The organism is Treponema primitia ZAS-2 (genome assembly GCF_000214375.1).
In the GTDB taxonomy this organism is placed as follows: domain Bacteria; phylum Spirochaetota; class Spirochaetia; order Treponematales; family Breznakiellaceae; genus Termitinema; species Termitinema primitia.
Genome location: NC_015578.1, coordinates 3792177 through 3817228 on the forward strand (window position 1 = coordinate 3792177; position 25052 = coordinate 3817228).

The 25052-nt window shown below is 53.2% G+C and carries 23 protein-coding genes and 3 riboswitches; of the genes, 2 read left to right on the top strand and 21 right to left on the bottom strand.

What is annotated here, in order from left to right; translation table 11 throughout:
- Nucleotides 1-2: 2 nt before the first annotated feature.
- From TREPR_RS16470 to TREPR_RS16570, 21 genes are all read right to left on the bottom strand, one after another.
- On the bottom strand, nt 3-1016 hold the full coding sequence (locus tag TREPR_RS16470; protein ID WP_015709482.1) for a FecCD family ABC transporter permease: 1014 nt from the start codon (nt 1014-1016) through the stop codon (nt 3-5).
- Complete coding sequence (locus TREPR_RS16475; protein ID WP_015709483.1) at nt 1003-1905, bottom strand: ABC transporter substrate-binding protein; 903 nt, start codon at nt 1903-1905, stop codon at nt 1003-1005. Before TREPR_RS16475 ends, TREPR_RS16470 begins: the two co-directional genes overlap by 14 nt.
- Nucleotides 1898-3925 (bottom strand): TonB-dependent receptor plug domain-containing protein, encoded by a 2028-nt coding sequence (locus TREPR_RS16480; protein ID WP_015709484.1) that lies wholly within the window; start codon nt 3923-3925, stop codon nt 1898-1900. Before TREPR_RS16480 ends, TREPR_RS16475 begins: the two co-directional genes overlap by 8 nt.
- A 27-nt stretch (nt 3926-3952) precedes the next feature.
- Nucleotides 3953-4510 carry a hypothetical protein gene (locus TREPR_RS16485; RefSeq protein WP_015709485.1) on the bottom strand — a complete coding sequence of 186 codons (558 nt, stop codon included), beginning with the start codon at nt 4508-4510 and terminating at the stop codon, nt 3953-3955.
- A gap of 178 nt (nt 4511-4688) precedes the next feature.
- Nucleotides 4689-4948: riboswitch (cobalamin riboswitch) on the bottom strand.
- Between the two features lie 10 nt (nt 4949-4958).
- Nucleotides 4959-6413, bottom strand: a complete 1455-nt coding sequence (locus TREPR_RS16490) for a cobyric acid synthase (RefSeq protein ID WP_015709486.1) — start codon at nt 6411-6413, stop codon at nt 4959-4961.
- A gap of 89 nt (nt 6414-6502) precedes the next feature.
- Nucleotides 6503-7315 carry an ABC transporter ATP-binding protein gene (locus TREPR_RS16495; protein ID WP_015709487.1) on the bottom strand — a complete coding sequence of 271 codons (813 nt, stop codon included), beginning with the start codon at nt 7313-7315 and terminating at the stop codon, nt 6503-6505.
- On the bottom strand, nt 7312-8394 hold the full coding sequence (locus TREPR_RS16500) for a FecCD family ABC transporter permease (RefSeq protein WP_015709488.1): 1083 nt from the start codon (nt 8392-8394) through the stop codon (nt 7312-7314). Before TREPR_RS16500 ends, TREPR_RS16495 begins: the two co-directional genes overlap by 4 nt.
- Nucleotides 8391-9029: a precorrin-8X methylmutase gene (locus TREPR_RS16505; protein ID WP_015709489.1), complete on the bottom strand. Its 639-nt coding sequence runs from the start codon at nt 9027-9029 to the stop codon at nt 8391-8393. The genes TREPR_RS16500 and TREPR_RS16505 overlap by 4 nt, the downstream gene beginning before the upstream one ends.
- The gene (locus TREPR_RS16510) at nt 9029-9532 is read right to left on the bottom strand and encodes a cob(I)yrinic acid a,c-diamide adenosyltransferase (protein WP_015709490.1); all 504 of its coding nucleotides are present in this window, start codon (nt 9530-9532) and stop codon (nt 9029-9031) included. The genes TREPR_RS16505 and TREPR_RS16510 overlap by 1 nt, the downstream gene beginning before the upstream one ends.
- Nucleotides 9529-11004, bottom strand: a complete 1476-nt coding sequence (locus TREPR_RS16515) for a cobyric acid synthase (RefSeq protein WP_015709491.1) — start codon at nt 11002-11004, stop codon at nt 9529-9531. The genes TREPR_RS16510 and TREPR_RS16515 overlap by 4 nt, the downstream gene beginning before the upstream one ends.
- Entirely contained in the window at nt 10988-12043 is a 1056-nt protein-coding gene (cobD, locus tag TREPR_RS16520; protein WP_015709492.1) for a threonine-phosphate decarboxylase CobD, read from the bottom strand. The genes TREPR_RS16515 and cobD overlap by 17 nt, the downstream gene beginning before the upstream one ends.
- Entirely contained in the window at nt 12004-12993 is a 990-nt protein-coding gene (cbiB, locus tag TREPR_RS16525; RefSeq protein ID WP_015709493.1) for an adenosylcobinamide-phosphate synthase CbiB, read from the bottom strand. The genes cobD and cbiB overlap by 40 nt, the downstream gene beginning before the upstream one ends.
- On the bottom strand, nt 12990-14483 hold the full coding sequence (locus TREPR_RS16530) for a cobyrinic acid a,c-diamide synthase CobB (RefSeq protein ID WP_015709494.1): 1494 nt from the start codon (nt 14481-14483) through the stop codon (nt 12990-12992). The genes cbiB and TREPR_RS16530 overlap by 4 nt, the downstream gene beginning before the upstream one ends.
- A complete protein-coding gene (locus tag TREPR_RS16535; protein WP_015709495.1) occupies nt 14480-15739 on the bottom strand; it encodes a bifunctional cobalt-precorrin-7 (C(5))-methyltransferase/cobalt-precorrin-6B (C(15))-methyltransferase in 1260 nt (419 codons plus the stop codon). Before TREPR_RS16535 ends, TREPR_RS16530 begins: the two co-directional genes overlap by 4 nt.
- Nucleotides 15736-16482 (bottom strand): precorrin-6A reductase, encoded by a 747-nt coding sequence (cobK, locus tag TREPR_RS16540; RefSeq protein ID WP_052299742.1) that lies wholly within the window; start codon nt 16480-16482, stop codon nt 15736-15738. The genes TREPR_RS16535 and cobK overlap by 4 nt, the downstream gene beginning before the upstream one ends.
- Nucleotides 16475-17206: a precorrin-3B C(17)-methyltransferase gene (gene cobJ, locus TREPR_RS16545; RefSeq protein ID WP_015709496.1), complete on the bottom strand. Its 732-nt coding sequence runs from the start codon at nt 17204-17206 to the stop codon at nt 16475-16477. Before cobJ ends, cobK begins: the two co-directional genes overlap by 8 nt.
- Nucleotides 17199-17990 (bottom strand): cobalt-precorrin 5A hydrolase, encoded by a 792-nt coding sequence (locus tag TREPR_RS16550; protein WP_015709497.1) that lies wholly within the window; start codon nt 17988-17990, stop codon nt 17199-17201. Before TREPR_RS16550 ends, cobJ begins: the two co-directional genes overlap by 8 nt.
- Complete coding sequence (cobM, locus tag TREPR_RS16555) at nt 17987-18739, bottom strand: precorrin-4 C(11)-methyltransferase (protein ID WP_015709498.1); 753 nt, start codon at nt 18737-18739, stop codon at nt 17987-17989. The genes TREPR_RS16550 and cobM overlap by 4 nt, the downstream gene beginning before the upstream one ends.
- Nucleotides 18736-19941, bottom strand: coding sequence for a cobalt-precorrin-5B (C(1))-methyltransferase CbiD (gene cbiD / locus TREPR_RS16560; protein ID WP_015709499.1), 1206 nt, complete (start codon nt 19939-19941; stop codon nt 18736-18738). Before cbiD ends, cobM begins: the two co-directional genes overlap by 4 nt.
- Nucleotides 19942-19944: 3 nt before the next feature.
- Complete coding sequence (locus TREPR_RS16565; RefSeq protein ID WP_015709500.1) at nt 19945-20634, bottom strand: energy transducer TonB; 690 nt, start codon at nt 20632-20634, stop codon at nt 19945-19947.
- Complete coding sequence (locus tag TREPR_RS16570) at nt 20631-22598, bottom strand: TonB-dependent receptor plug domain-containing protein (protein WP_015709501.1); 1968 nt, start codon at nt 22596-22598, stop codon at nt 20631-20633. The genes TREPR_RS16565 and TREPR_RS16570 overlap by 4 nt, the downstream gene beginning before the upstream one ends.
- 98 nt (nt 22599-22696) lie before the next feature.
- Nucleotides 22697-22826: riboswitch (cobalamin riboswitch) on the bottom strand.
- Between the two features lie 83 nt (nt 22827-22909).
- Nucleotides 22910-22989, top strand: a riboswitch (adenosylcobalamin-variant (AdoCbl-variant) riboswitch).
- A gap of 168 nt (nt 22990-23157) precedes the next feature.
- On the opposite strand from TREPR_RS16570, the gene TREPR_RS16580 reads away from it, so the two are divergent.
- Entirely contained in the window at nt 23158-24066 is a 909-nt protein-coding gene (locus tag TREPR_RS16580) for a sirohydrochlorin cobaltochelatase (protein ID WP_015709502.1), read from the top strand.
- Nucleotides 24063-25022 (top strand): ABC transporter substrate-binding protein, encoded by a 960-nt coding sequence (locus TREPR_RS16585; protein ID WP_015709503.1) that lies wholly within the window; start codon nt 24063-24065, stop codon nt 25020-25022. Before TREPR_RS16580 ends, TREPR_RS16585 begins: the two co-directional genes overlap by 4 nt.
- Nucleotides 25023-25052 lie beyond the last annotated feature (30 nt).

A 25052-nucleotide genomic window follows, 5' to 3' on the forward strand; every position in this document is an offset into this window, starting at 1 on the left:
CCCTACTTCTTTTTAAAGTATACCCATGCAAAGAATGGCGCACCTATCAATGCGGTTATAGCCCCCACAGGAAGTTCCGAGGGAGACACAATGGTCCGGGCTATAAGATCGGTTACCACCATCAGGCTTCCACCAAGAATAAAAGACATGGGTATCACATACCGGTGATTGGACCCCACAATTTTTCGTGCCATGTGAGGCGCGATAAGATCCACAAAACCGATAACACCGCTTAATGAAACCGCCGCCCCGGAAAGGATGGTTGAAAAAACAAACAGCCGCCTCCGCACCTTTTCTGTTTCCACGCCGACGGATTTTGCCTGCTCCTCTCCAAATGTAAGAATATCCATTTCCCTGGTGTACCGCAGTATCCCCAGGGTTCCAATAACAAAAAAGGGAAGCATCAATCTAACATAGGACCAGCCCTTGAGGGCAAAGCTCCCCATTTGCCAGTATATCAGATTCCGGAGTTCTTCCCGAAACAGGGCGAGCAGGGTGGTAAGCAAGGCGCCGATAAAGAGGGTAAACACCATACCAAAGAGAATGATTGTGTTATTCGACATGGTCCTGTCTAACTTTGAGGAAAGGGAAATGACGATATACACTGTTAACAAGCCGAAAAGAAACCCCGTAAGGGGCAGGGTAAATCCGCCAATCAGAGGGATCGTAAACCCCGTAAGCATGATCAGCGCCGCCCCCAGGGTCGCCCCCGAAGAGACCCCCAAAATATAGGGAGAGGCGATCTGGTTTTTCAGAACCGACTGAATCACGGCGCCGCCCATGGCAAGGGAACCGCCTATGATAAAGGCTAACAATACTCGGGGCAGCCTGAGGGTCCATACGATAGACACATCCCGCATCTCAATACCTTCCGTGAGGTGTATGGAAAATATTTTTTCAACAATAATCCTCAGGGTATCATATATAGAGATATAGGTACTCCCGACAGAGGCCCCAATGCATACTATCACTGCTGCAATTATGACACCGATAAGGATCTTCTTAGAACTTTTCATATTTATCCGGATAAACCGCCTTTGCCATCTGCCGCAAGGCCAGGACTATGCGGGCCGAAGGCCGGGCTGCCGAATTGGTATCCACCAAATAAATAGCATTGTTTTTTACCGCATTGATATATTCAAATCCTTCCCTGTTTTTTATTTCCCCAACGGGATTGTATCTCTCCTGGATGTTAGTGATTATGACATCCGGATTTCTCTCCAGAATAGACTCAGCGCCGGGGAAGATAACACCAATCTGATCGGAAAATATATTTACAGTTCCAATGATGGTCATCATCTCATGCAAATAGGTATTCCGCCCTATGGTTACCAGCTCCGGCGCCGGGGATATTTCGAAATACGCCGTCTTTTTGTCCTCGATTGTATTTCCTATAGCAGCTATTTCATCAATCTGGCTTTTAAAGGATCGTACCAATTCCTTGCCCCGATCCGGCACATTCATCAAATCGGCGATAAATTCTATGTCCCCGCATATACCATCAATATCACTGCTCAAGGGTATATACACCACTGAAATACCTGCTTCCCGGATCAACTTAAAAGGGTCATCCCCTGCTCCGATTTTATTATGACCGTTAGAAATTATCACATCCGGATTGAGGCCGATTATAACCTCCGCATCGGGGAAGAAAAAATCTATCAAGGGCAGGTCCTGGTTAACCCCTCTTACACCCAGAGAGTATTTGTCTATGGCGGTCAGTTTATCTGCAAGTCCCAGATCAACTAATATCTCTGTACTGGATGGAGCAGTGGAAATAACTTTATTGACGGGACCGGATATTGCCACGGAGTTCCCGCCCCGGTCGGTTACAAGCCGTGCATTATTCCCGCCGCATCCGGCTAATAACAAGGCTGCCGCAAACAAGGCAGAAAACTTATTCACTTTTTTTCTCCTTGCCGGGTTCAATGTTTATCCGCATACCTATGGTTGCGGTAAACCCGGGCACGGGATATGATTCTTTGGATTCATAGAATGTATTGAGCAGATTCCGAAGCGCTAAAAAAGATGACAAATAATTATTAATTTTTTGATTCACATTAATATTGAGAAGAAAATAAGGGTCCATGGGAGCACTATTATCTCTATCAGAATACCGCAAAGCCTCATAATGCCCCGAAAGCTGAAGGGAGCCGGTTTTCCATGTAAACTCCAGAGATGCGCCGACAGTGTGCATGGGCATATAGGGGATACGTTTATCCGAAGCCCAGGTAAAGCCATAACTAAGCAGGTAACTTAAAAGATATTGATAGGAAAGGGAGATTCCAACGGTTTGAAAAACACCCTTGGATAGCGGCATCACATATTTTACCCTGGTGTCGTTACCAAAATACATCGCCTCCCCTACATTTTCGGGTCTCCAGGTAGTGCCCACAAAAGGAGCCCAGTGAATTGAGTCCTCTGTCCATTGGGTATACATCGTAGTTTCGATATTCAAAAACTCTTTATAGGCGTACAGGACCCCCAAATCCCCCCCCCAGCCGTCTTCGGGTTTAAGGTCCGGATTACCGTTCATACCCCCGCCGGACCAATAGAGATCCTGAAAATCAGGCTGCTTAAAGCTGCGGAAATAATTGTTTTTCAATCTGAGCGAATCGCTTATATTCCAAAGAAGACCAAGCTTTGGAACTGCTACAGCGGGCATACTGGTTTGGGGGCCGCTAAAAACACCCTTGACCGAGGGTATTATGAGAAATTGCTCAAGGGGCTGAAATTCAGCGGTAAGGTAGATTCCGCCGTCATGCCGGTCATGAAAATTAAACTCCGTTGAATTAAGGAAAGCATACTGGTAATCCGCTCCCATCATCAGGGTAAGTTTTTCACCGGGATACCAGGTCCAGCGGTTTATCCCCATAATAAGATGTTCATCATGCAGTGAAGAAGATGATCCATCAATAGAAGGTGCATAATCTAAAGTTTTCCAGCTATGGGAGAGGGACGCCTCAGTTGCAAAATTGTCATGAAAAACCCGGGGCATATCAAGCAGGAGCTTCTGCCGGGTTGAAAAATCCGTCTGCTTGCCGATTAAATCGCTTGAAGAACCCACACCGGATTTGGGAATATTTTTATCCCCATAGTATATATCGCCGGATGCAATAATTGTTGAATAGTCAGGCAAATTCCGGCTATACGATAGTCCGCCGCCAGTATCAAAAACTTCATTGCCTTCCTTCCGGCGGACCGTATCGAAATTTTCATCCTTAAAGAGAAAATGATTCGCTGCCCGGTTCGTAAATATATTGGCAGTAACAGAGTACTTTTCCGCCCCATAGGAACCAAAAAGGGAGTAATTCTGCGAGTCCAGAAGGTCCTCATAATGAGGCTTTTCCACATTGCCATCCTGCTTCCGGTATTTTCCGGGCATGGCTGACGTGTTCGATATACTACCCCCCAGCCGTAAACCTGGTTTTTCCTTCTTCACTGTAATAATATTGATAACCCCGCCAAGGGCACCTGAAACATTGTATTTAGAATCTGAGCCCCCATAGATAACTTCAATCTTGTCTATGGAAGAGGGATCTATCTGGCTTAAATCAAAGCCGCCGGCTACGAGAGAATTAGCGGGAACCCCGTCAATGAGAAAAGCAATGCGATTGGAATCAAAACCCCTCATATTGATATTCGTCTGGTTCCCGTAAGCACCATAACTGGTTATCCCCATATCCAAGGTTTCCTGAAGCAGGGTTGCAAGATCATGGGTATTCTGTTTCTCAATTTCTTCTTTGCTGATTACCCTCATGTGCTGGGTAGTCTCGGTGCTTTCCGTTACGGTAATACCCTCCCCTTCCATAAAGAGGGTATCATCCCATTCCTCTTCCTGAGAAAAAACCGAGCCGGGGATGCTTAAAAAGAGAATCCAGGCCGAAAGTATCCTTCCGACCCGGAGAAAACGTCCCTTCATCATATTAGTTGAAAGTTTTTATAAAGCCCATTACTGCCTGCTCAGGGGAGCAGCCTGCAATGCTGATGCACCTCCGTACCGTTCAGCATTTACAGGGCTGAATTTTAGTATGGCTTCTTCCAGTGTTATTACTTCCACATGATCGTTGTCAGGGTACTTATCGGAAGTAGCGACATCGTATGCGCTTCCCATTATTACTGAGCCTGATTCCAGCTTACGATAATAAACAGCCTGATAGGAGCCAGGGGCGGTATAAGCTGTAATTGATTTTGGATTATCATATTTAACAATAATAGCTCCTGCGGCTAAACTAAAATTGTAAACATATACAATATTAGCGGAAAACCCCAATCCATATCCCCCATCGTTATAAATGAGCCTGGTATTGCTTATTTCATAACCATCATAGACGTTGGCCCAGGAACCAATAAGTCCCGGGTTGAGCTGGTGACCATCCTCAAATTCTTCACCATCCATATCGCACCCAGTCAGGGATAGTGCCCCCGCAACAAGGCCCAGCACGAGAAACAGGAAAATCGCCCGCCCGAAAGCGCGGGTTTTCCCAACCGAAAAATTGTGTGTAAACATGGCTCTCTCCTTTCCGAAGAAAAGGAGCCCGGGAACAGGAACGGACCTTAATCCGCAGTTCCCCGTGGAAAAAATGCCGATTAAATTTCGGATTTTTTCTCTAGGCTCTATCCTCGAAGCCTGAAAAAATTTGTTTGGCCCCCGCGTTGTCCTCCCGCGGAAAGCCTGGTCCCTAAAGGGGCCTACGCATACCAAAGTCTCCTGGCTTCCGGGTTTTCAGTCGGAACTGAACCAATTCTGCCGGCCTTCCCAGCCAGAATCACCTGTTGGAACAGGGATCCTTTAGCCAGTGGCCGTAAACGGCGGAATCGGCGAACATCAAGGCATTCTGGGCCTTAATGTTGAAATTCGGTTACAGTTACGGGACAGCGGAGGATTTTCACCTCGCTTCCTCTGAAATATGCACTTTTAAGTATATAGGTGATTTGGGACGCCGTCAAGTAAAATTTTATGAGGCGAATGAAGCAATGGTCAGGATACCTTCAATATCGAGGCAGCCCGCAAGTTCCGCCGCAAAGGCATCCAGGGCTGCTTCAACCCTTACGGTTTGATCAATCCCATCTGAGATAAGGCCAAGCTTGGCCAACCACCGCGAGCGCTGCCTGGGATCGTCAAACAGGCGATGAATATAGCAGCCGGCAACACGCCCATCCTGACTGACCGCGCCGTCCAGGGCGCCATTGGAAAATTGGAGCAGGGGGACGGCGCCGGGGTCAAGCTCGGTTCGCCCGCAATGGATTTCATACCCCCGGAAAGGCGTGTGATCGCCCAGGCTGATTCCATCGACTTCCGTCACACGCTTATCCTCGGTAAGCACGGTGCGCACCGGCAGCAGGCCAAGCCCCGGGACTTCCCCCGGCGTTCCTTCCAGGCCCAGGGGATCCGCTATGGTTTTCCCCAGCATCTGGTAGCCCCCGCAGAGGCCCAGCACATGCCCGCCCCGCCTGATATGGGCGGCCAAGTCCAGGTCCCAACCCTGGGCCCGGAAAAACGCCAGGTCGCTGATGGTGGTTTTGCTTCCGGGCAAAATGATCAGCCGGGCATTTCCCGGCAAAGCCTGTCCCGGCGGCACATGGACGATTCGCACCGAGGCTTCAGCATCCAGGGCGTCAAAGTCATCGGAGTTCGATATGTGGGGAAGCAGGGGAATCGCTATGGTCACCCCATCCTTGCCGGCCATATCCGCGGGTATAGCATCTTCCTCGGGCAGGCTGCGCGCTGCGGCAATCCAGGGCACAATCCCCAAACCACGCCAGCCGGTCGATTTTTCAATGGACCGGTAGCCATCATGAAAAAGCCTTACATCCCCACGGAAGCGGTTGATGAGAAAGCCCTTGATCATTGCCGCATCTTCCGGGTCCAGGACTGCCTTGGTACCCACCAAGGACGCGATAACACCGCCTCGATCAATATCACCCACCAAGATGACCGGTACACCCGCAGGCCGGGCAAATCCCATATTGGCGATATCGCCGTTTCTCAGATTTATTTCCGCCGGGCTGCCCGCCCCCTCAACGATCACCAGGTCGCTTTCAGCGCGCAGCCGTTCAAAAGACTGCATCACCGGCCCAATCAAAGAAGTGCGGCCATCATTGAAATCTTCCGCACGAAGCTTGCCGTATACTTTTCCCTGGACAATGACCTGGGCATCGGTGTTCGATTCGGGTTTCAAAAGCACAGGGTTCATGTCGACACTTGGCGGAACCCGGCAGCCCTGGGCTTGCAGGGCCTGGGCACGGCCGATTTCCCCGCCATCGGCGGTGGGCGCCGCATTGTTGGACATATTTTGCGCCTTAAAGGGACGAACCTTCAGGCCCCTATTGGCAAACAGCCTGCAAAGTCCCGCTACCAGAACTGATTTACCGACATCCGAGCCGGTGCCTTGAAGCATGATGGCTGGCATTAGGCGCCTCCTTCATAGGTATTCGAGCAAAACCATGAGACGGTATACCACAGGCGGATAGATCAGGCAAGACGAATTATCAAAGCCGCTTATGGCGATTCACCCATGTTATCGTAAAAAAGAAATCCCCTGCAAGGCAAAATTTCCGCTTTCACCGAAAACACCCCGGCAAAAAATTCCGGGGTAAAGACCCTATCGGGGTTCCCATCGGCGGCGATTCGGCCCCGATTGAGGGCGATGATCCGGCTGGTAAAGCGGTAGGCCAGGTTCAGGTCGTGGTGTATGCCGATAACCGTGAGTCCCCGATCTTTTACCAACCGAGAGAGGAGCTTCATCATGGCGATTCGGGCGGCTATGTCCAGCTCGCTCAGGGTTTCGTCCAGGAGGAGAAGCCGGGAAGGGGCGGCGGCAGAACCGGGATCGGGGAAAATCTGGAGCAGCGCCCGGGCCAGGAGGAGCCGCTGCATCTGGCCCCCGGAAATTTCGGTGACACTCTTGGCGGCCAGGTGCCAGACACCGGTTTCTTCCATAAGTTCCCGGGCCCGGTCCAGGGAAGCTTCATCCCAGGGGGCAAAACGGCTCTGGTGGGGGTGAAGGCCCATGAGGACCGTCTCCAGGCAGGTGTAGGGGAACTCAATTCGCCCGCCCTGGGGCACAAAGGCTATGCGCCGGGCCCGCTCAGGCACGGGGTACCGGTGTATTTCCCGGTTTTCTAGCAGGACTTCCCCGGTAGCGGGGGTAAAATAGCCTAACAGGAGCTGGAAAAGGGTAGTTTTGCCGCTGCCGTTGGGGCCAACCAGGGCTATATGCTCACCACTTTCCACCGAAAGGGCAATGTCCTTCAGCACATCCTCCTTATTGCTGTACGAAAAGGAGAGGTTTTTCACCGAAAGGAGGCTCATAGGCCACGCCCGCCCTTTTGTCTGAGGAAAATGAAGATGAAAAAGGGCCCCCCTAGAAGGGTGGTGAGGACCCCGACGGGTATTTCGCCCCCGGACAGAAGCCGAGCGAAGGTATCGGCGGCGCAGAGGAGGAGTCCTCCAAGGAGGGCGGACAGGGGTATGAGCAGCCGGTTGTCCGAGGTAACGGCCATGCGCAGCAGGTGGGGCACGATGAGGCCTACAAAGCCTATCACCCCGCAGGTGGAGACGCAGACAGCAGAGATGGTGGCGCCCAGGAAAAGGTAGAACAGCCGGGTCCGCTTGACCTGGACTCCCAGGGATTCGGCGCTGCGGCTGCCCAGGGTCAGGATGTTCAGATCCGCCGCAAAAATCCGGGCCAGGACAAGGGCGGCGGGGACCACTGTCGCGAGAAGCAGAGCTTCATTCCAGCCTTTGGCGGAAAGGCTTCCCATGAGCCAAAAAACGATTGCACCAACGTTTTCACCGGAAAGCATTTTCAGAAAACTGATGCCCGCAGAAAGGATGGCGCTGAGTATGATCCCCGCCATGATGAGGTTCGCGCTGACCAGGCCGCTGCTCCGTTGTGCAATGAGCAGCACCAGTGCCAGGGTCAGAGCAGCGAAAACCAGGGCCGCCGAGGATACCGGGAGGAGCAGGCCCAAGGTTATGTTGAAAAATATAGCCAGGGAGGCACCGAAAGCTGCGCCGGTGCTTATGCCTAAGGTATAGGGATCCGCCAAAGGGTTTTGGAGTATGCCCTGGAATATCACCCCGGCTACCGCCAGCCCAGCCCCGGCGAGTATGCTGAGGAGTATCCTGGGAAGCCGCAGTTCCCAGACCACCGCAACCATTCCCGAGGAAATGCCTGCCAGTGCTTCCGGACTGCCGACCGGCCCGAAAAAAGCGGTCCGGAGCTTTGCCGAAAGGATACGGAGTATGCTGGACGCCGGGATATCCATGGCCCCCATACCCAGAGTAAAGATCACAGCCAGGACTAGGGCAACCCAGAGCAGCAGTCCCAGGAGGAAACACCGTTTCCGAATCGCCCTGTAGGCCTGGACCGGGTCCACAGTTTTCACAAAGCTTCCTCCGCCATACGCAGCAGGGCATTGCAGATAGCCGCCGCCACCGGACTGCCACCCTTCCGGCCCCGCACAGTAATATAAGGGGCGGTCCCGGCCATAAGCTTCTCCTTGGACTCCATCACGTTGACGAAGCCCACAGGTACGCCGATGATCAGCGGGGCCATCAACAGGCCCCGGGAATGTAAATCAAAGAGGCGGCCTAAAGCGGTGGGGGCGTTACCGATGGCGAAGATCAGGGGCTTCCCAAGGGCCGCCGCCTTATCCATGGCAGCCAGGGCCCGGGTGGTGCCGTTTTTCTTTGCCGATTCCGCCACATCACTGTCCGCCATGAAACAGTAAACCTCAGCGCCAAATTTTCCCAGCCGCACTTTATCTATGCCGGCCTGGGCCATCCGGGTGTCAGTGACTATGGATGTTCCTTCACGCAGGGCCTGTATTGCCAGAAGGGCGGCGCCTTCTGAAGCACAGAGATTCTGCACAAAGCTGAAATCGGCGGTGGCGTGAATCACCCGTATAAGGACGGCTTCCAGTATCGGGTCCAGTTTAGGCATATCAGGGGCGAGCTCCCGGCGAATGATCTCAAAACTCCGCTTTTCAATGTCCTCAGGCTTATCGTATTGCCAATTCATTAATATTCAATTCCTTCCCGGGCTTTCACGCCCAGATCGTAGGGGTGTTTTATCTTCCGGATCTCCGAAACATAATCCGCCGCCTCCACCAGATGAGGGGGCGGGTCCCGGCCGGTAAGAACCAATTCGGGCTTTTCCCCTGTTTTAAAAACCAGATCGTCTATCAGCTCCCGATCCAGGGCGCCCAGGTTATAGGCGGACAAAACTTCGTCCATGACCAGGAGATCACAGGGCAGGGCCAGGGCTTCTTTAAGGTTACTGTTATTATCATCGGTCATTTCTGTGCGGGTATCTTCGACCAGGTTCCGAAAAAAACCGTAATCCTTCTTGTTCCGCAGTACCGTGATATTCGGAACAAATTTCAGGCTGTGAATCTCCCCGGTATCCCGGCCTTTCATGAATTGCAGTATTACTACGCGCTTTCCGCTTCCGGCTGCCCTCAGGGCAAGTCCCAGGGCGGCGGTTGTTTTTCCCTTACCGTCGCCGGTATAAATATGGATCATGCTCCCTCCTCCAGTATGCGGTATATAAAGGGCATATCCAGGTTTTCCCGTACCGCATCCTCCAAGATATCAAACTGCTCTTCCTTGTACTGGTGCAGATCAAATACATGATCCGACAATGAAGCTATTCCTTTCTTTTCACAGAGGGCCGCAAAAAGGGCTGACCGGCATTCGGCGCTGTCAAAAATACCGTGGAGGTAGGTTCCGTACACATTGCCCCGTTGGGTCAAAAGGGATCGCTCTTCCGTACCATCCGCATTAAAGGTGCTTCCCATGTGGATTTCGTAGCCCTCTACGGCGCAGCCTCCAAAGGCCGTGACAATACCCTTCACCTGTTTCCGCTGTTTTTCCCGCATGAACACTGTCCGCTGGGGCAGAAGGCTAAGCCCCGCCATACTGCCGCCACCCTCGATTTCCACGCCTTCCCCATCTGTGACCTTTTCCCCCAGCATTTGATACCCCCCGCAGATGCCGAAGATCATGGTTCCTGTTTCCGCAAGCCTAAGCAATGCCCCTTCCAGGCCGCTTTCCCGCAGCCACTTGAGATCAGAAATAGTGTTCTTAGTCCCAGGTAGAATCAGCAGGTCCGGTTTTCCCAGGGAACGGAGATCCCCTACATAGCGCACCCCCACACCATCGGTGGCTTCCAGGGCAAAGAAGTCGGTGAAGTTCGATATTTTAGGAAGCCGTATCACCGCCACATCCAGGAGACTGTCCCGCTTTTTTGCCCCAAAACGGTCAGTAAGGCTGTCCTCATCTTCAATATCCACCTGTAGCCAGGGCAGTACCCCTGCTACGGGTTTCCCGCTCTTTTCCTCCAGCATACCCAAGCCGGGGAGCAGTATTTTTGGATCGCCCCGGAACTTGTTGATCACCAGGGCCTTTACCAGGTCCCGCTCTTCCGGGTCCAGCAGCATCAGGGTACCGCAAAGCTGGGCAAACACCCCGCCCCGGTCAATATCCCCCGCAAGCAGCACCGGCGCCCGCACTTTTTTTGCAAGCCCCATGTTTACAAATTCGTCGTCCAGATTGATCTCCGCCGGGCTGCCTGCCCCTTCAATAACGATAATATCGTTGTCTCCTGCCAGGGTTTCGTAGGCAGAGAGCACCTGGGAGAGGAGATTGTTTTTCTGCATAAAATATTCGGCGGCCTTAAGGGTACCCAGAACTTCGCCCATTACGATAACCTGGGAGCCCATATCGGTGGTTGGTTTGAGCAGTATGGGATTCATGAGCACACTGGGCGCAATACCGCAGGCTTCGGCCTGCACTACCTGGGCGCGGCCCATCTCCAAACCTTCATCGGTGATCCAGGAGTTGAGGGCCATGTTCTGGGACTTGAATGGCACGACCTTATAGCCGTCTTTGCTAAAAACCCGGCACAGTCCTGTTACCAGAAGGCTCTTGCCGGCGTTTGACATTGTTCCCTGAACCATGATGGGCCGTGCCTTGCCCTTAATTTTTCTGTTCATCAAGCACCTCCCTGATTGCTGCCATCAGCCGTTCATTTTGTTCCCGTTGTTTTACACAAACACGGTAGTAATGCTCATCCAAACCATGAAAATTACTGCAGTTACGAATCAGGACACCCTTCCCGATAAGTCTTTCCTTTAGAGAAGCCGCGCCGCAGAAAAGCAAAAAGTTGGCGTCACTGTCAAAAACATTAAAACCCGCATCCCTCAGTTCATAGGAGAGGAATTCCCGTTCAGTATCTATGACAGCCCTGCTCTGCTCTACCCAGCCGGTACATTCAAGGGCGACGAGGCCGGCTGCCTGGGCAGGGGCCGAAACACTCCAGCACTGCCCCGTATCAGCCACGGTGGCAATAAGAGCAGCATCTGCGGCCAGGATGTAGCCGAGGCGCAGGCCTGCCATGCTGAAAGTTTTTGTGAAGGCCTTCAATACGACCAAAGAGGATCCTAAGTTTTCCGCCAGGGATTCGGCGGGGGTAAAGGGCAGGAAACATTCATCCATCACCAGCAGGATGCGAAACTCCCTGCACCGCCGCAGTATATCTGCCAGCAGTTCCTGGTCGATCAGGCGGCCTGTGGGGTTGTTTGGATTGCAGAGAAAGGCCATATCAAGGCCGGGGCTAAGGTCCTCCAAGAAGCGTCTGCCCAGAGCAAAACCTTCGGCTTCTTTCAAGTAATGAAAAACAGTTTCGCCCCCCGCCAGTTTTACCGCCCGCTCGTATTCGGAAAAGGTCGGGGCACATATCAGGGCACGGCGGGGTTTGCGGGCCAGACAAAGCCGGAATATCAAATCCGCAGCGCCATTACCGCAGTAAATGCGATCCTCAGAAACCCCCTCGTGGGTAGAAAGGCCGGCCCGCAAAGCCCGGCATGAAGGATCAGGGTAACGCTGGTATTCATCCACATGGGCGCAGATTGCCTCCCTTACCGATGGAGGCATACCCAGAGGATTGGTATTCACCGAATAATCAAGGAACAGGCCTTCCCGGTCCTTTTCTATTAATTGTTCATGACTGTAAATATCACCGCCATGCAGCATATCCGTACCCCCATTGCCAGAATAAACAGCAGTATTGCTGTGCCGTAAAGAAGCCGGTTGGCCCTGATTATATCATCATCCTCTATAGGCCTGGTATCATCCCCGATATAGAGCTTTTCTTCAAGGGCCCCCTCATAGTATGCCGGCCCTGCAAGGCGCACACCCAGGGCTCCGGCGCACACCGCCTCAGTCTGAGCCGAGTTAGGGCTGGCATGGTTGCGGGAATCCCGGCGCCAAATACGCAGGGCATTTTTGGCATCAAAGCGGAACAGCGCCGTTGCGAAGATCATGACGAGGGCGCAAAGCCGGGAGGGCAGGAAGTTAAGGATATCGTCCAGCTTGGCGGCAGCCCTTCCGAAGTAAAGATACTTTTCGTTTTTATACCCCACCATGGAATCCATGGTATTAACGGACTTAAAGAAACAGCCCAGGGCCGCCCCGCCCAGCATAAGGTAAAAAAGGGGGGAAGCCACGCCATCGCCGGTATTCTCAGCTACTGTTTCTACCGCCGCCCGGGTAATCCCCGCCCGGTCAAGCCGATCAGTATCCCTGCCCACGATCCGGGAAACCGCCCACCGCGCTCCATCCAAATCATCAGCTTTTAGGCGATCATAAACCCGCATACTTTCTACCCGCATATCTTTTACGGCGATAAGCTGATAACAGAGAAAGCTTTCTACCAGAAAACCCGCAACAGGATGGATCCCGTAGGCAAAATACAGTAAAGCGAAGGGAATGCCGGTGCTGATCAGGATCACTACGCAGGTAAAGCATAGACCAGAGCAGAACTGAACACCGGGAGATTTTCCGACTTTTAGAAATAATTTTTCTAACCGGGAAACAATTTTCCCCACAAAACGGATGATATGGGGAATAGCCGGCGGGTCGCCAAAGATAAGGTCTAGGATGAAACCTGTTGCAAGGGCGGCAGTGGACCAGAGGAGTATCATGGTAAAACTCCTGCCGCCGATTTCTTATAGGCCGCCATCCGCTCAACAAAACTGCGGGCAAAATTGGGATTTGCCAGGAAATACAGGTGAGGGAATCCGGCGTAAAGGGTTTCTCCGGCGTGGATACAAGGGTAGGCATTCTCCCTGCCGGCTTTGGCTGCAATAAAGCCATCTCCGGAGTTATCGCTTTCCCAGTAGTGAAATTCGTGGGAACGGATGGATTCCCCTGCCTTGCAGAGCAGGTTGTCCTGCTCCGCAGTAAGGGTGATATAACCAAAACGCTGTAGGCGGTCCGTGCGCCATGCTTTACCGGAGATAATAGCCGCCATGGGGTAGTCATCCAGGGTTTCATGAAGGTAGAGGAAGCCTCCGCATTCGGCTATTGTTGGCAGTCCCCGATTTATAACCCTGCGTATATCCTCGCGCATAGAAGTATTATCCGATAACGTTTGTGTGTACAGCTCCGGGTACCCGCCGCAGAGGTACAGGCCCTGCAAATCCGGAGGCAAAGCTTTGTCCTGGATGGGGCTGAAAAAAACCAACTCGCAGCCCAGGCGTTCCAGGAGATCCAAGTTTTCCGCATACAGAAAACAGAACGCCTCATCCCGGGCTACGGCAAGCCTCAATCCGCCGCCTGTGGGTAATGGCGGGGATTCTGGCTGCCAATGCGAAGGACCGCCGGACAAGGTCGGGGGTTCTGGCTGCTGGAGCAAGGACTCACCGAGGAATACCGAAGGCGTTACCCGCCGGAGCTTAGGTCCACCGGGTAAGATCGGCAGATCCGGCGCGGAATCCGCCAAGGCCAGAAGGCTATCCACATCAATAGAATTTTCCGCCTGCCGCCCCAGGGCGAAAAGTTTTTCCTGTATCCCGGGGATCTCTGCTGCTGTGGTAAGCCCTAGGTGGCGGCTTTCAATTTGCCACGAAACATTGCGGGGCAGCCATCCGAAGGCCTCAAGGCCCACACTCTCAGTAATACGGCGCATATCCGGGTAGCGGGACTCATTGATCCCGTTGAAGATCACCCCCCGGATGCCGCTGTCCCCCCGGTAGTGAACAAACCCTTCCAGCAGGGCGCCCAAAGAATTCCCCATACCCCGGACATCGGCCACTAATACTGCGGGTGTTTTAGTCGCCTTGGTAACAGTATAAGGTGAAGCCTTGTCTGTGTTTGCTATACCATCGTAGTACCCCATTGCCCCTTCCAATAGTGATAGTGCGCGGATAACTTCGTTGCAGGTAGCGCTAATTTCTGAAGATCCGTATTCCGCAAGATGGGCTGCCAGTCTCTCATCTTCCATAAAGAAGGGGTCCAGGTTGTAAGCTTTTACTCCGGAGACGGAACGGTGAAACATGGGATCGATGTAGTCGGGGCCGCATTTGAAGGCGGTGACATCAAGGCCCCTGGCCTTAAAAGCCGCCAGGACCGCACAGGCAACAGTAGTTTTACCGCAGCCGCTATGGGTCCCGGTGATGAGCAGCCGCCTCATTCCCACCCTCCCGCACTTATGATCATCACCGGGTTCTGGCCGATAAACAGATGGCTGTCCCCGGCTTTTTTTGCCCTGGCTGCGGAAACCTGGGTAAGCTCGGCCCCAGGCAGCAGGGCCAGGGCTGCAGCGGCGGTTTCCAGGGTAATCGCCGTAATAACAATGCGTGCCCGAGAATTTTTCTCCAGGATCACTGTCAGTATTTCTTTCAGGTTCCCGCCGCTGCCGCCTATAAAAACTGCGTCCGGTGGCGGCAGTTCCGCTAAGCCCCCGGGCGCTTCACCGGCAATGGGCTCCACGTTTCCCAGATGAAAGGCCCAGCAGTTTTGACTGATCAAGCCCAGGACATTGCCCTGCCGCTCAACTGCGTACACCTTCCCCCGGTAAGCCGCCATGGCCATTTCCACGGTCACCGAACCTGTTCCCGCGCCTATGTCCCAGCAGATATCCCCGGGCCGCAGGGCAAGCTTAGCAAGGGACAGGGCCCGAATCTCAGACTTAGTCATGGGGATACCCTCGCTGCGGACAAAGACCTCATCGGGGAGTCCAAAGCGGATGCGGTCATCGGGAGCTTCGTTGACAAAAAGGAGAACCGACAGGGGCGCAATGTGCAAAGAAGTTCTCTCCGCAACTTGCAACGGAGTTTCCCGCGCATTTTGCAACGGAGTTTCCCGCGCAATATCTGAGGCGGAAAGTTCTCTCGCAGTAATAGTGCGAATCCGTTCTTCTGCGGAGCCTAGGTTTTCGCCCGCATGAACCGTGATGTCCCCATAACCGGTGGCGCAGAGAGCTTCCCCCAGGGCGGCAGCGTTATTACCTGTCAGGCAGAAGGTATGATGGTTGCGGCGCACCAATCCGGTGAGGGCCGACAGGTCCCGCCCGTGAACACTGAGCAGCGCCGCATCCTGCCAGGGAATGCCGAGGCGGGCGCAGAAGTACGCAATTGATGAGACGCCGGGAATGAGCCGGGGTTCATAGTCACTCAGGGCCTCGCAAATCCCTGCGGCGGCGCTGTAAAAGCCGGTATCCCCGGAAACCAGCACAGCAAAACTATTTTCATCCCTGTTCTTGATCGCCTCAAGAATCTCGCCAGGCTTGTAGATGGGGTAGACGGTTTTTTCTGCGAAAAAAGGCTTGAGCAGTTCCAGTAAGCGGGATGCGCCGAACCAAACTTCGGCGTCCCCTAGGGCTTTCATCCCTTCCCCGCTTATGGAAGACGGCCCCATGCCGGTCCCGACAATAACGATCTGTTTCATGAGCCAAGTCCCTCCAATTCTGCGATGGCCCTTTCCAGGGGAACACCCCCAGGATCAGGAGGACGGGTCAGCAGGGCTACGTGCATACCCAGGTCCCGAGCCGCCTCCAGCTTTTCTGCGAAGCCCCCGGGGGCGCCGGAATTTTTGGTGACCAGGATGGATGCAGCAGCGGCGGCAAACATGGCCCGGTTAAGGTCCCGGGAGAAAGGACCCTGCATACACATAATGCGAGCGGCGGAATAGCCAAGGTCCAGACAGTTTTTCAAGCCCAAAATATCGGGAAGCATCCTGAACCAGATCCGCTCCTGAAAACCCGAAAGCCCGGTAAAGATCGCCGCTTCCTTCGCTCCGGTAGCCACAAAGATCGCCCCAGAGGTTTTCTCAAGCCAGGCAATAAGATCAGTATGGGTAGAAAAACTAAGGCAATCCTTTGTCACTTCCCCTTCATCTCGCAGAATCCTTACCAAGGCTACCCCAGCTTCCATGCAGGACGCCCGGATATTGGCGCTCACCTCCGCCGCATAGGGGTGGGTGGCATCCAGAACCAGGGCGGGCCGCTCCTGTTGTATCAGAGCCGTCATGGCTAGACTGTCTAGTCTGCCAATCCTGGGGGTGATCCCCGGCAACAGTACGGCCCCCAGTTCAGTGGCAACGCAGTATATGGCGTTTATGCCCCGGGCGGAACAGGCCTCACAGAGAAGCCGGCCCTCGGTGGTTCCACCGAAGATCAGGGCTTTAGGCATTCCGGTATCCCCTGGGGGTAAGCATTTTCCCGCTCACAACACGGGTGCGGGAGCTGCCGATAAAAACGGTAGTGAACATATCAACTTCCGTTTTTCCTAGATCCTCCAGCATGGTAGTAATACTGCTTTCCCCGGACCGCCCTATATTACGGGCAAGGCCGCAGACCCGGCCGGGGGGCAGGGTTTCAAGGAGTATATCACAGGCTGTTCGCAGATGGTCCGGCCGGCCGGCGCTTCCCGGGTTGTACAGACAGATGACAAAGTCCCCCTCCGCCGCCATGCGCAGCCGCTTCTCAATGATTTCCCAGGGGGTCAGCAGATCGCTCAGGCTTATTACTGCAAAGTCGTGGCCCAGGGGCGCCCCCAAAAGGGCCCCGCCGCTTGAGGCTGCGGTCACCCCGGGGATCACCTCAATGGAAGCGGCGGGGTAATCCGCCGCAAGTTCGAACACCAGGGAGGCCATGCCGTAGATGCCGCTGTCCCCGCTGGAAATCAGGCAGACCCTGCGATCCCCCTCGGCCAGTTTCAAGGCTTCCCGGCAGCGTTCAGTTTCGCCGGTCATGGGAGTTTCCAGGTAGGATTTCTGCGGATAGAGATGCTTAACCAGGGCGGTGTAGCCCGTATAACCCGCAATGATGTCCGCCCCTTCCAGGGCATCCCGGCAGGCGGCGGTCATGTGGTCCTCTCCGCCGGGACCGATGCCGGCGATAATCAATTTACCCATGTACATACTCCTTTTCAAACACCGCCAGGGTGACCCCCTCAAAGGCGGTTTTCGGAACAATCAAATGGCCCTTCCCGCCTCCGGCAACAGCGGCCCGCTCACAGACATTGTCTGTGCCGGTGACTTCCTTTACATAATCGGAGGAAGTAAATGTTCCCTGAAGGCCGTTAAGTTCCTCTGCACTGAAACAGCAAAATTGCGCTCCCAGGAATTCTGAAAATTCAATAAGCCCCGGCTCATCCTGTTTCAAATCAATGGTACAAATGCTGCGTACCCTGATGGGGGACAGGTGCTTATCCGCAAAAACCCGCTCAAAGACGAGGCGTATTGTTTCGGCGGAAATACCCTTTCTACACCCCACACCGGCAACCAGGTTTCGCGGGAGGATCCGAGGCGAAGATTCAGAAGCAGTGGTTATCACCGGGACTGAGCCCAGAAGGGCTGCAAGTTCCGCCGCCAGAGCATTGGCCCCGCCCTCGTGGCCGGAAAGCAGGGAAATGGCGAAAGAAGCGGTGTCACCGCAGACCACCACCGCCGGGTCGGTATATTTGGAACTGATATAGGGCGCGATAGCCCGTATCGCTATTCCGGATGCGCAGAGGAACACCAGCCCCTCGTAGGACTCCCACAGTTCCCGAATGATACCGTGCAGGGTTTCAAATGATCCCTGCCCCGGAGCCGCGTGGGGGGCGAACACAAAAACTGCAGATTCTGGAAGGCCTGGGCGCAGAATTTCCGCAAGGGCCGCCCCTGTAGCGGATACGGCAATAATAGCGGTTTTCATGGGCGGCCTTCTCTGAAAGCGGTGGTAAAATCCGGGGCGTAGAGGCGGGAAAGCTCGTACTCATCACCCAGGACATTCCCCACGATGACCAGGGCCGTTTTTTCTGCGGCCCCCAGTTTGGCAAGGGTTCCCACAGTACCCCGGAGTATTTGTTGTTCCGGCCAGCTCGCCTTGTATACAATCGCTGCGGGAGTTTCCGGAGAAAGGCCCCCTTTTATCAGCTCCGCAGAAACCTTATCCAGCATCCCTGCACTCAGAAAAAGTACCATAGTTGCTCCATGAGAAGCTAAAGCTGATAGTTTTTCTCCTTCCGGAACTGCGGTCCTCCCCTCAGCCCGGGTGATTATCAGGGTCTGACTTACCCCGGGCAGGGTATACTCCGCCTCCAGGGCGGCGGCGGCGGCGCAGAAACTGGAAACACCGGGGCAGATATCATAACTGATGCCCAGCGCCTTGAGCCGGTCCATCTGTTCCCGAATTGCCCCATAAAGGCTTGGGTCCCCGGTGTGGAGGCGGACAATTTTTTTACCCTGTTCAGATGCTGTGGTCATGACGGCGATCACCTCGTCCAGGGTCATCTCCGCGCTATTGTGAATTTCAGAGCCCTTTTTGGTATAATCCAACAAGGCTGGGTTAACCAAGGAACCGGCGTAGATAACCACCGCGGCCTGTTCAAGCAAATCCCTGCCCCGCAGAGTCAGTAAGTCCGGTGCTCCCGGTCCGGCGCCCACAAAATGTACGGTACTCATGTTTTAAACACCTCCATAAGGGAAAGGGCATTCGCACTTTGGGCCACAATTTCCCCTTCCTTGTTCAGGGATTCCGGAGAAGGGTCCTCCGGATCAGGGCTGGTTTTACCAAAACAGATAAACCCGGCTTCCATATTGTTTCCGTTATGCCGGGCCAGGGTTTCCTCCATCCGGGAACCCAGAACCGCCATGGTTTGTTCCAACAAGCCTACCTCTCGCAGTACGACCAGAACCCCGTCAGTAGTAACACTGTCATTTACAGCCCGCAGCACTTCCAGCGTTGCCCCCGCCTCAAGGGCGCATGCAACCAGGGTTTCTATGCGCCCGTCTCCCCTGGAAGAATGGGTATCCATAACCCCTATGCCAAGCTTGACCAGCTTGCCGATATGTCCCACCAGGAGGGCCCGGTTAAATCCGAGTTCCACAGCGGCACTAAAGGCATCGCCAATAAAATTTGAGCACTTTATCTGCGCGGAAAGGGACAGTCCCAAAAAATCCCGGGCAAAGGCTGCGGAAAAATTCCCTATGGTGATGAGCACATCCCGGTGTCCCGCAGCGTAGAGCTGCCGCATTTCCACCCGTAGGCTGTCCGCCCAGGCCTTCTCACTCATGGGCTCAACCATGCCGCTGGTACCCAGGATGGAAATTCCCCCGACAATGCCCACCCTGGGATTGAAGGTCCGCTTCGCCAGTTCCTCGCCCCTGGGAACAGTGATGGTCACCGAAAGCCCCCCGCTATACCCGGATTCGACGCACACCCGCTGACATTCACCGGCAATCATCCGGCGGGGGGTCGAATTGACAGCCGCCTGTCCCACGCTCTGATCGAGTCCCGGCTTAGTCACCCGGCCTACCCCCTCGCCGCCATCTATCACTATCCCTGAGGGAATTTTCCGTACCCTGGCATAAACCAGAATACCGTGGGTAATATCCGGATCATCCCCGGAATCCTTCTGCACCCCACAGGAAGCTGATTCAGTATCATAAAAGGGGTTTACAATATCCAGGGTCATGGACACACCCCTGGGGGTAGTCAGAAACCAGGTTTCGCATTTTTTTTGGTTCAACAGCATATCTGCTGCCGCTCCCGCCGCAGCCGCCGCACAGCTTCCGGTAGTATATCCAAAGCGGAGCAAACGACCGTTTACCAGACGGGATGACAGAGCCGGGCCGCCAGCATTATTTTCATGGATCACTGTCATTGCTCAGCCTCCTGAAAACAGAGAAAAGGTTATAGCAACCGAAAAATTTAATTCCGGCTCCAGAATATCTGGTGGAAAGGGCGGATAGGGGGCGGCGTCCCTGACCGCCTCCAAAGCCGCTGTATTGAGGCTGGCGTACCGGCATTTTTTTTCCAGCGCCGGCTCCCCCACCAGTCGGCCGGGGCGTGACACCACAAAGCTGACCTGCACCGTTCCTTCCTGATTGCGCTGCCGTGCCTGATATGGATAGTGCTTGTGACCGTCAATACGAGATCGCAGGTTTCCAAAATACAGGGAAATCGCTTCCTGCCGACGGGATGGATCGTGAACCACAGGGGTTCCGGAGATCACTTCAGGAGCTTCAACAATACTGTACCCTTCAACCACGGCTGGCCCGGAAGGCAGCTCAGGTTCCGGGCTTTCCACGGGGATACCCGCTGTATCCTGCTCAGGGGGAAGCTCAGGCAGCTTTACTGCGGGGCTGCTCAAGGGGGGCCTGGGTGGTTGAATTGCCGGAGCATCCCCGGGGATTAGGGAAAGGTTCACCAGTGAAAGTGTTTTTTGATCCCTAGGCAGCGCCATCAGCGGGGGGGATTGCAAAACCCCTGATACTGATGCAATAAACCCGGCGTGGAGCAATACGGAGACGCTAATCATGATTATCAGCCGGGCAGGGCTCCTTTTCTTCATCATAGGGTGTAGGTGAGCCCCATGGTAACCGTTTGACCGATTTTAGGTCCATAGTAGTAGATATCCCCCAACAGATTATCCACAGAAGTATGAACGATGAAGTGCTTGCCCAATCCGATATTGAAATAAAAATCCAGAATGAACCGAGGATCCTCATCGGCATCATACCTCCCATCACCTCGGAGAGAGAAAAATCGCCCTTGAAAGTAGGTATTAAGCATGGTCATTTTTCGTTCGCGGCTTTTATAATTGAATCCAGCCTTAGCCTTGATCGTATGGGCGGGTTGATCATGCTTTTCCGTATCCCGGGTCCGGTCATAGGCGTATATCCAACTGTAACCTGCGGATACAAAGAAATACTGCAAAAAATTCAGCCGCCCTTCGGTGTCCACTCCAGTCCGCAGGGATCGGGCAATGTTTTCACGTTTATCTATCCGGACACCATCCGGATCAACTAATCCGGTATTATTATTGGTATCGATCTCATTAAAAAGTTCAGTGTAATAGCCGTTTAGTTGAAGGAAGCCCCACTGGTTTGAATATTCTGCGCCTATATTAAAACTGGCCGAATATTCAGGGTCCAGATCCAGAGTGGGAATAATATGATACGGGTCTGAGCCGGTATTGGTATAGTCCCGATAGAGTTCGTTAAAGGCAGGAGCCCGATAACCCATACCTGCACCGCCGAGCACACGGAAGCCATCAAAAAAATAGTACATCCCCGACAGTTTTGGTGCTGCCATAAAACCGAATTGGGAATTCCGTTCTACCCTGACGCCCCCAAGCAGGGAATATTTGTCTTCCCTGAACCATTCGGCCTGAAAGAAAATTGCTTCCTTGTCTATAGCCGCAGTATCAGTAAATTCGAAATGTTCCATAGTATTATAGGCTACCTCAAGGCCTCCGGTAAAAAGGAAATTTGGGAGCCCTTCATACACAGCCTGTGCATCCAGGACAGCGAGGTTTTCATTCTCGTGTTTCTTTCCGGTAGTCCAGGTATCGGTACGTTTTTCATAGGCATCATTATCTCGTTGGTAGAAAGTATCGTAAAGCTTTACCGTAAGGTTTGTGTTTTCAAGGGGCATAAAATCCATTTCAACGTATCCGCCGGTCCGCAAATACTCGTTCTGTGCCAGAGAAAGGTTTTTAGTCCGGCTGTTTCTACTCCAATCACCGGTCTGCATCTGCATAAAGGAAGCGCCAAAGCGCAGTTCGGAGGTATCTCCCAGGGGAATAGCCGTATCAAGACTGCCGCCGCCCTGATAATACTCGGGCAGGATCGAGACATCCTCATCTTCCCCATAGTAAAATGCTCTCCGGCTGCCTTCCAGGGTCAGCAAGTTTCGCAGGGGACCGATGGAAAATCCCGTAGTAACCGTGGCATCCTGTTCCCGAAGGGGATCAAAATCATCAAAGGGGTCCGGTTTGGCGGAAGTTTTTGGGTCGTCATAGGCAAAAAGAAAGCGATTTTGCAGGGATGTTGAGAGAGAAAAAGTCTCTTGAGGCTTTTTAGTAATAATATTTATTACCCCCCCTATGCTTTCAGAGCCATAGAGGGCGGACTGGGGACCCCGGACTATCTCAATGCGTTCCACATCCCCTGCGGGTATGGTTGCACCCCTGAGCCGCTGGCTTGTCCTCCCGGCAATCCGCCTGCCGTTTACCAGATAGAGTATTCGGCCCTGGTCCATGCCCTGGAGCATGACATAGTCGCCCATGGCGCCGCTCCAATACATAAGCCCATAGTCGTCAAGCACATCCCCTACAGTAGCGGCGCCGGAATTTCCGATTTCCTCTGCGGTGATGACCTCGGTCGCCACCGGTGAATCTTTCAGACGCTTTTCGGCACCCGTTCCTGTGACGGTGATATCCTCAAGCTGATGAATTGGCTGGATGTTTTCTTCAGCGGCCAAAGAAGCCCCAAAACCAATGCACAGAACTGCTGCTATTTGAAAAGAAAAACGCATCTTTCCTCCTCGGGAATTTATCTGACCCAAGGAGGATAAGGAAAAAGGTGCAAGAACCGGAAAACGGCTTTTACCCTAACGTCCTTCCTTCGAGGGTTCAGGTAATAAGCACAAGGACCGTCTCCCGGCTTCCGGCTCGTTAGTCCGGTTACGATGGCGGGACCGCTACGGATTCTCACCGTATTCCGATATCCCTGTGCGGGAATTACCATACTCCGGATATTCTGTGCCGTCAAGTCCGAATATTTCAAAATTGAAAAATTATAAAAAAGTTGAAAATTTCTATTGACAAACCATTCCGCATCATACAATAATATAAAAGATATTGGGGAAGTTGGGTGAAAGTCCCACGCAAGTGCGTTACCGTTATAGCCGGGGTACCAAGGTTGTATTTCTTTGCGCAAACCAAGGAATATGAAATGTATTTCATAAGCCATGGTGCGGTGCGCCATGGCTTTTTTATGGCAGCCCACATGACTTACGGTGCTATTTGCCCCAATATACACCAATGGAAATTCGGGAAATTGTTTCCCTGAGATTCTTGCAAGGAGCGAATAGTATGAAAAGTTTCACGAGAACAGGAGTAGTTTTCGCACTACCCCTGTTAATCACCCTTCTCCTTCCGGCTTGCGCGGGGAACTTCGTTGCACGTAGTGGCAGTTCAAAAGCTGCGGTGGGGGAGAAAAAACCGGTTGTCCTGGTGGTCAGTTTCGGCACTAGTTACAATGATACCAGGGCAAACACTATTGGGGCCATTGAAAAAGCTATTGCCGCCGCGTACCCGAACTATGAGCAGCGCCAAGCCTTTACCAGCCAGATCATCATAGATAAGCTGCGCAAGCGGGATGGACTTCAGATTGACAATATCACTGAGGCCATGAACCGACTTAAGGCTGACGGGGTAAAGGAACTGGTGGTCCAGCCTACCCACGTCATGAACGGCCTTGAATATGACGAGATGCAGGAGGCCATCAAGCCTTTTAGTAAAGATTTTACTAAACTCAGCTACGGTCTGCCCCTGCTCATCTCCGACTCGGATTATACCGAAGTGGTCAATATTATAACGAACGATACAAAACAGTACGCTGCAGACGATACCGCCGTTGTTTTCATGGGCCACGGTACAGAGCATGAAGCAAATGCTACCTATTCAAAACTAGATACCCTGTTAAAAGCCAAGGGCTTCAGCCGATATATCATCGGTACCGTGGAAGCCACACCTTCCCTGGACGACGTCATTGCCCAGGTAGACGCATTGAATGTTAAAAAAGTAGTATTATTCCCCTTTATGATCGTCGCCGGGGACCATGCCAATAATGATATGGCCGGAGATGAGGAAGATTCCTGGAAAACGATCCTTGAATCCAAGGGCTATACGGTACGGGCGGTATTGCGGGGTCTCGGTGAATATCCGGGGATCCAAGCCATGTTTGTACGCCACGCCGGAGATGCCATAGGTAATTCGTGAGAATTCAACAGCCCTTACTGTTACTGTGGATTGGCTGCCTCTTTTTTCTGTTAAATTCCTGTAACAAGGGGAGGGATACTGCTCTCTCCCCATCTCAGGAAAACGCCATTAGTTTTATTGATGACGATGGAAAAGCGGTCAGTCTGGATGAAAAGCGGCGGCGGATCATTTCCCTGTATTCCGCCCACACGGAGAACCTTTTCGCCATAGGGGCGGGAAATAGCCTTATCGGCGGCCATACTACCTGTACCTGGCCGCCCGAAGCGGCTTCCTTTGCGGTTTACGATTACAACGGCGACCCAGAGTATATCATCGCTGCGGAACCGGATCTGGTGCTGATCCGCCCCTTTATCCGCAGGCGCAGTCCCGGCTACATCGCGGAAATTGAAAAGGCAGGGATACTTGTGGTATCCCTGTACCCGGAAAATTTTGAAGATTTTGACGGATATATAAAAAAACTGGCCCTGCTTACCGGTACAGAGGAGGAAGCGGAACAACAGCTCATCCTTTTTCATCAGAACCTGGATCAGACAAGCGTCATCACCGGAATAATCGCAGAAAAACAAACCCTGTTCTTTGAATCCACCGAAGCGGAGATACGCACCGCCGCCGCCGGTTCTCTGCCGGCCCTGGCCATAGAAATCGCCGGAGGTCTAAATATAGCCGGTGGCGCCAAATCGGGAACGCCGGGAAGCTCCATCGCCCCATTCGGTGCAGAAAAACTGCTCCAGTACGCTGATAAAATAGATGCCTACATCATCCAGCAGGGTTCCATGAATACCGGAAACGGTGTTGCCCTTTCTGCCCGCCCCGGCTACCACACCATAAAGGCGATACAGAACAACCGGGTGTTCTATATCGACGAAAAACTGATATCCTCCCCCACCTTCCGCTATCTTACGGGGGTGCAGGAACTGGCGCAGTTTTTGTACCCCGGGGAAAAATTCCCTTTTTAGTCCCGGCTCAATCAACAACCTCGCCATTTA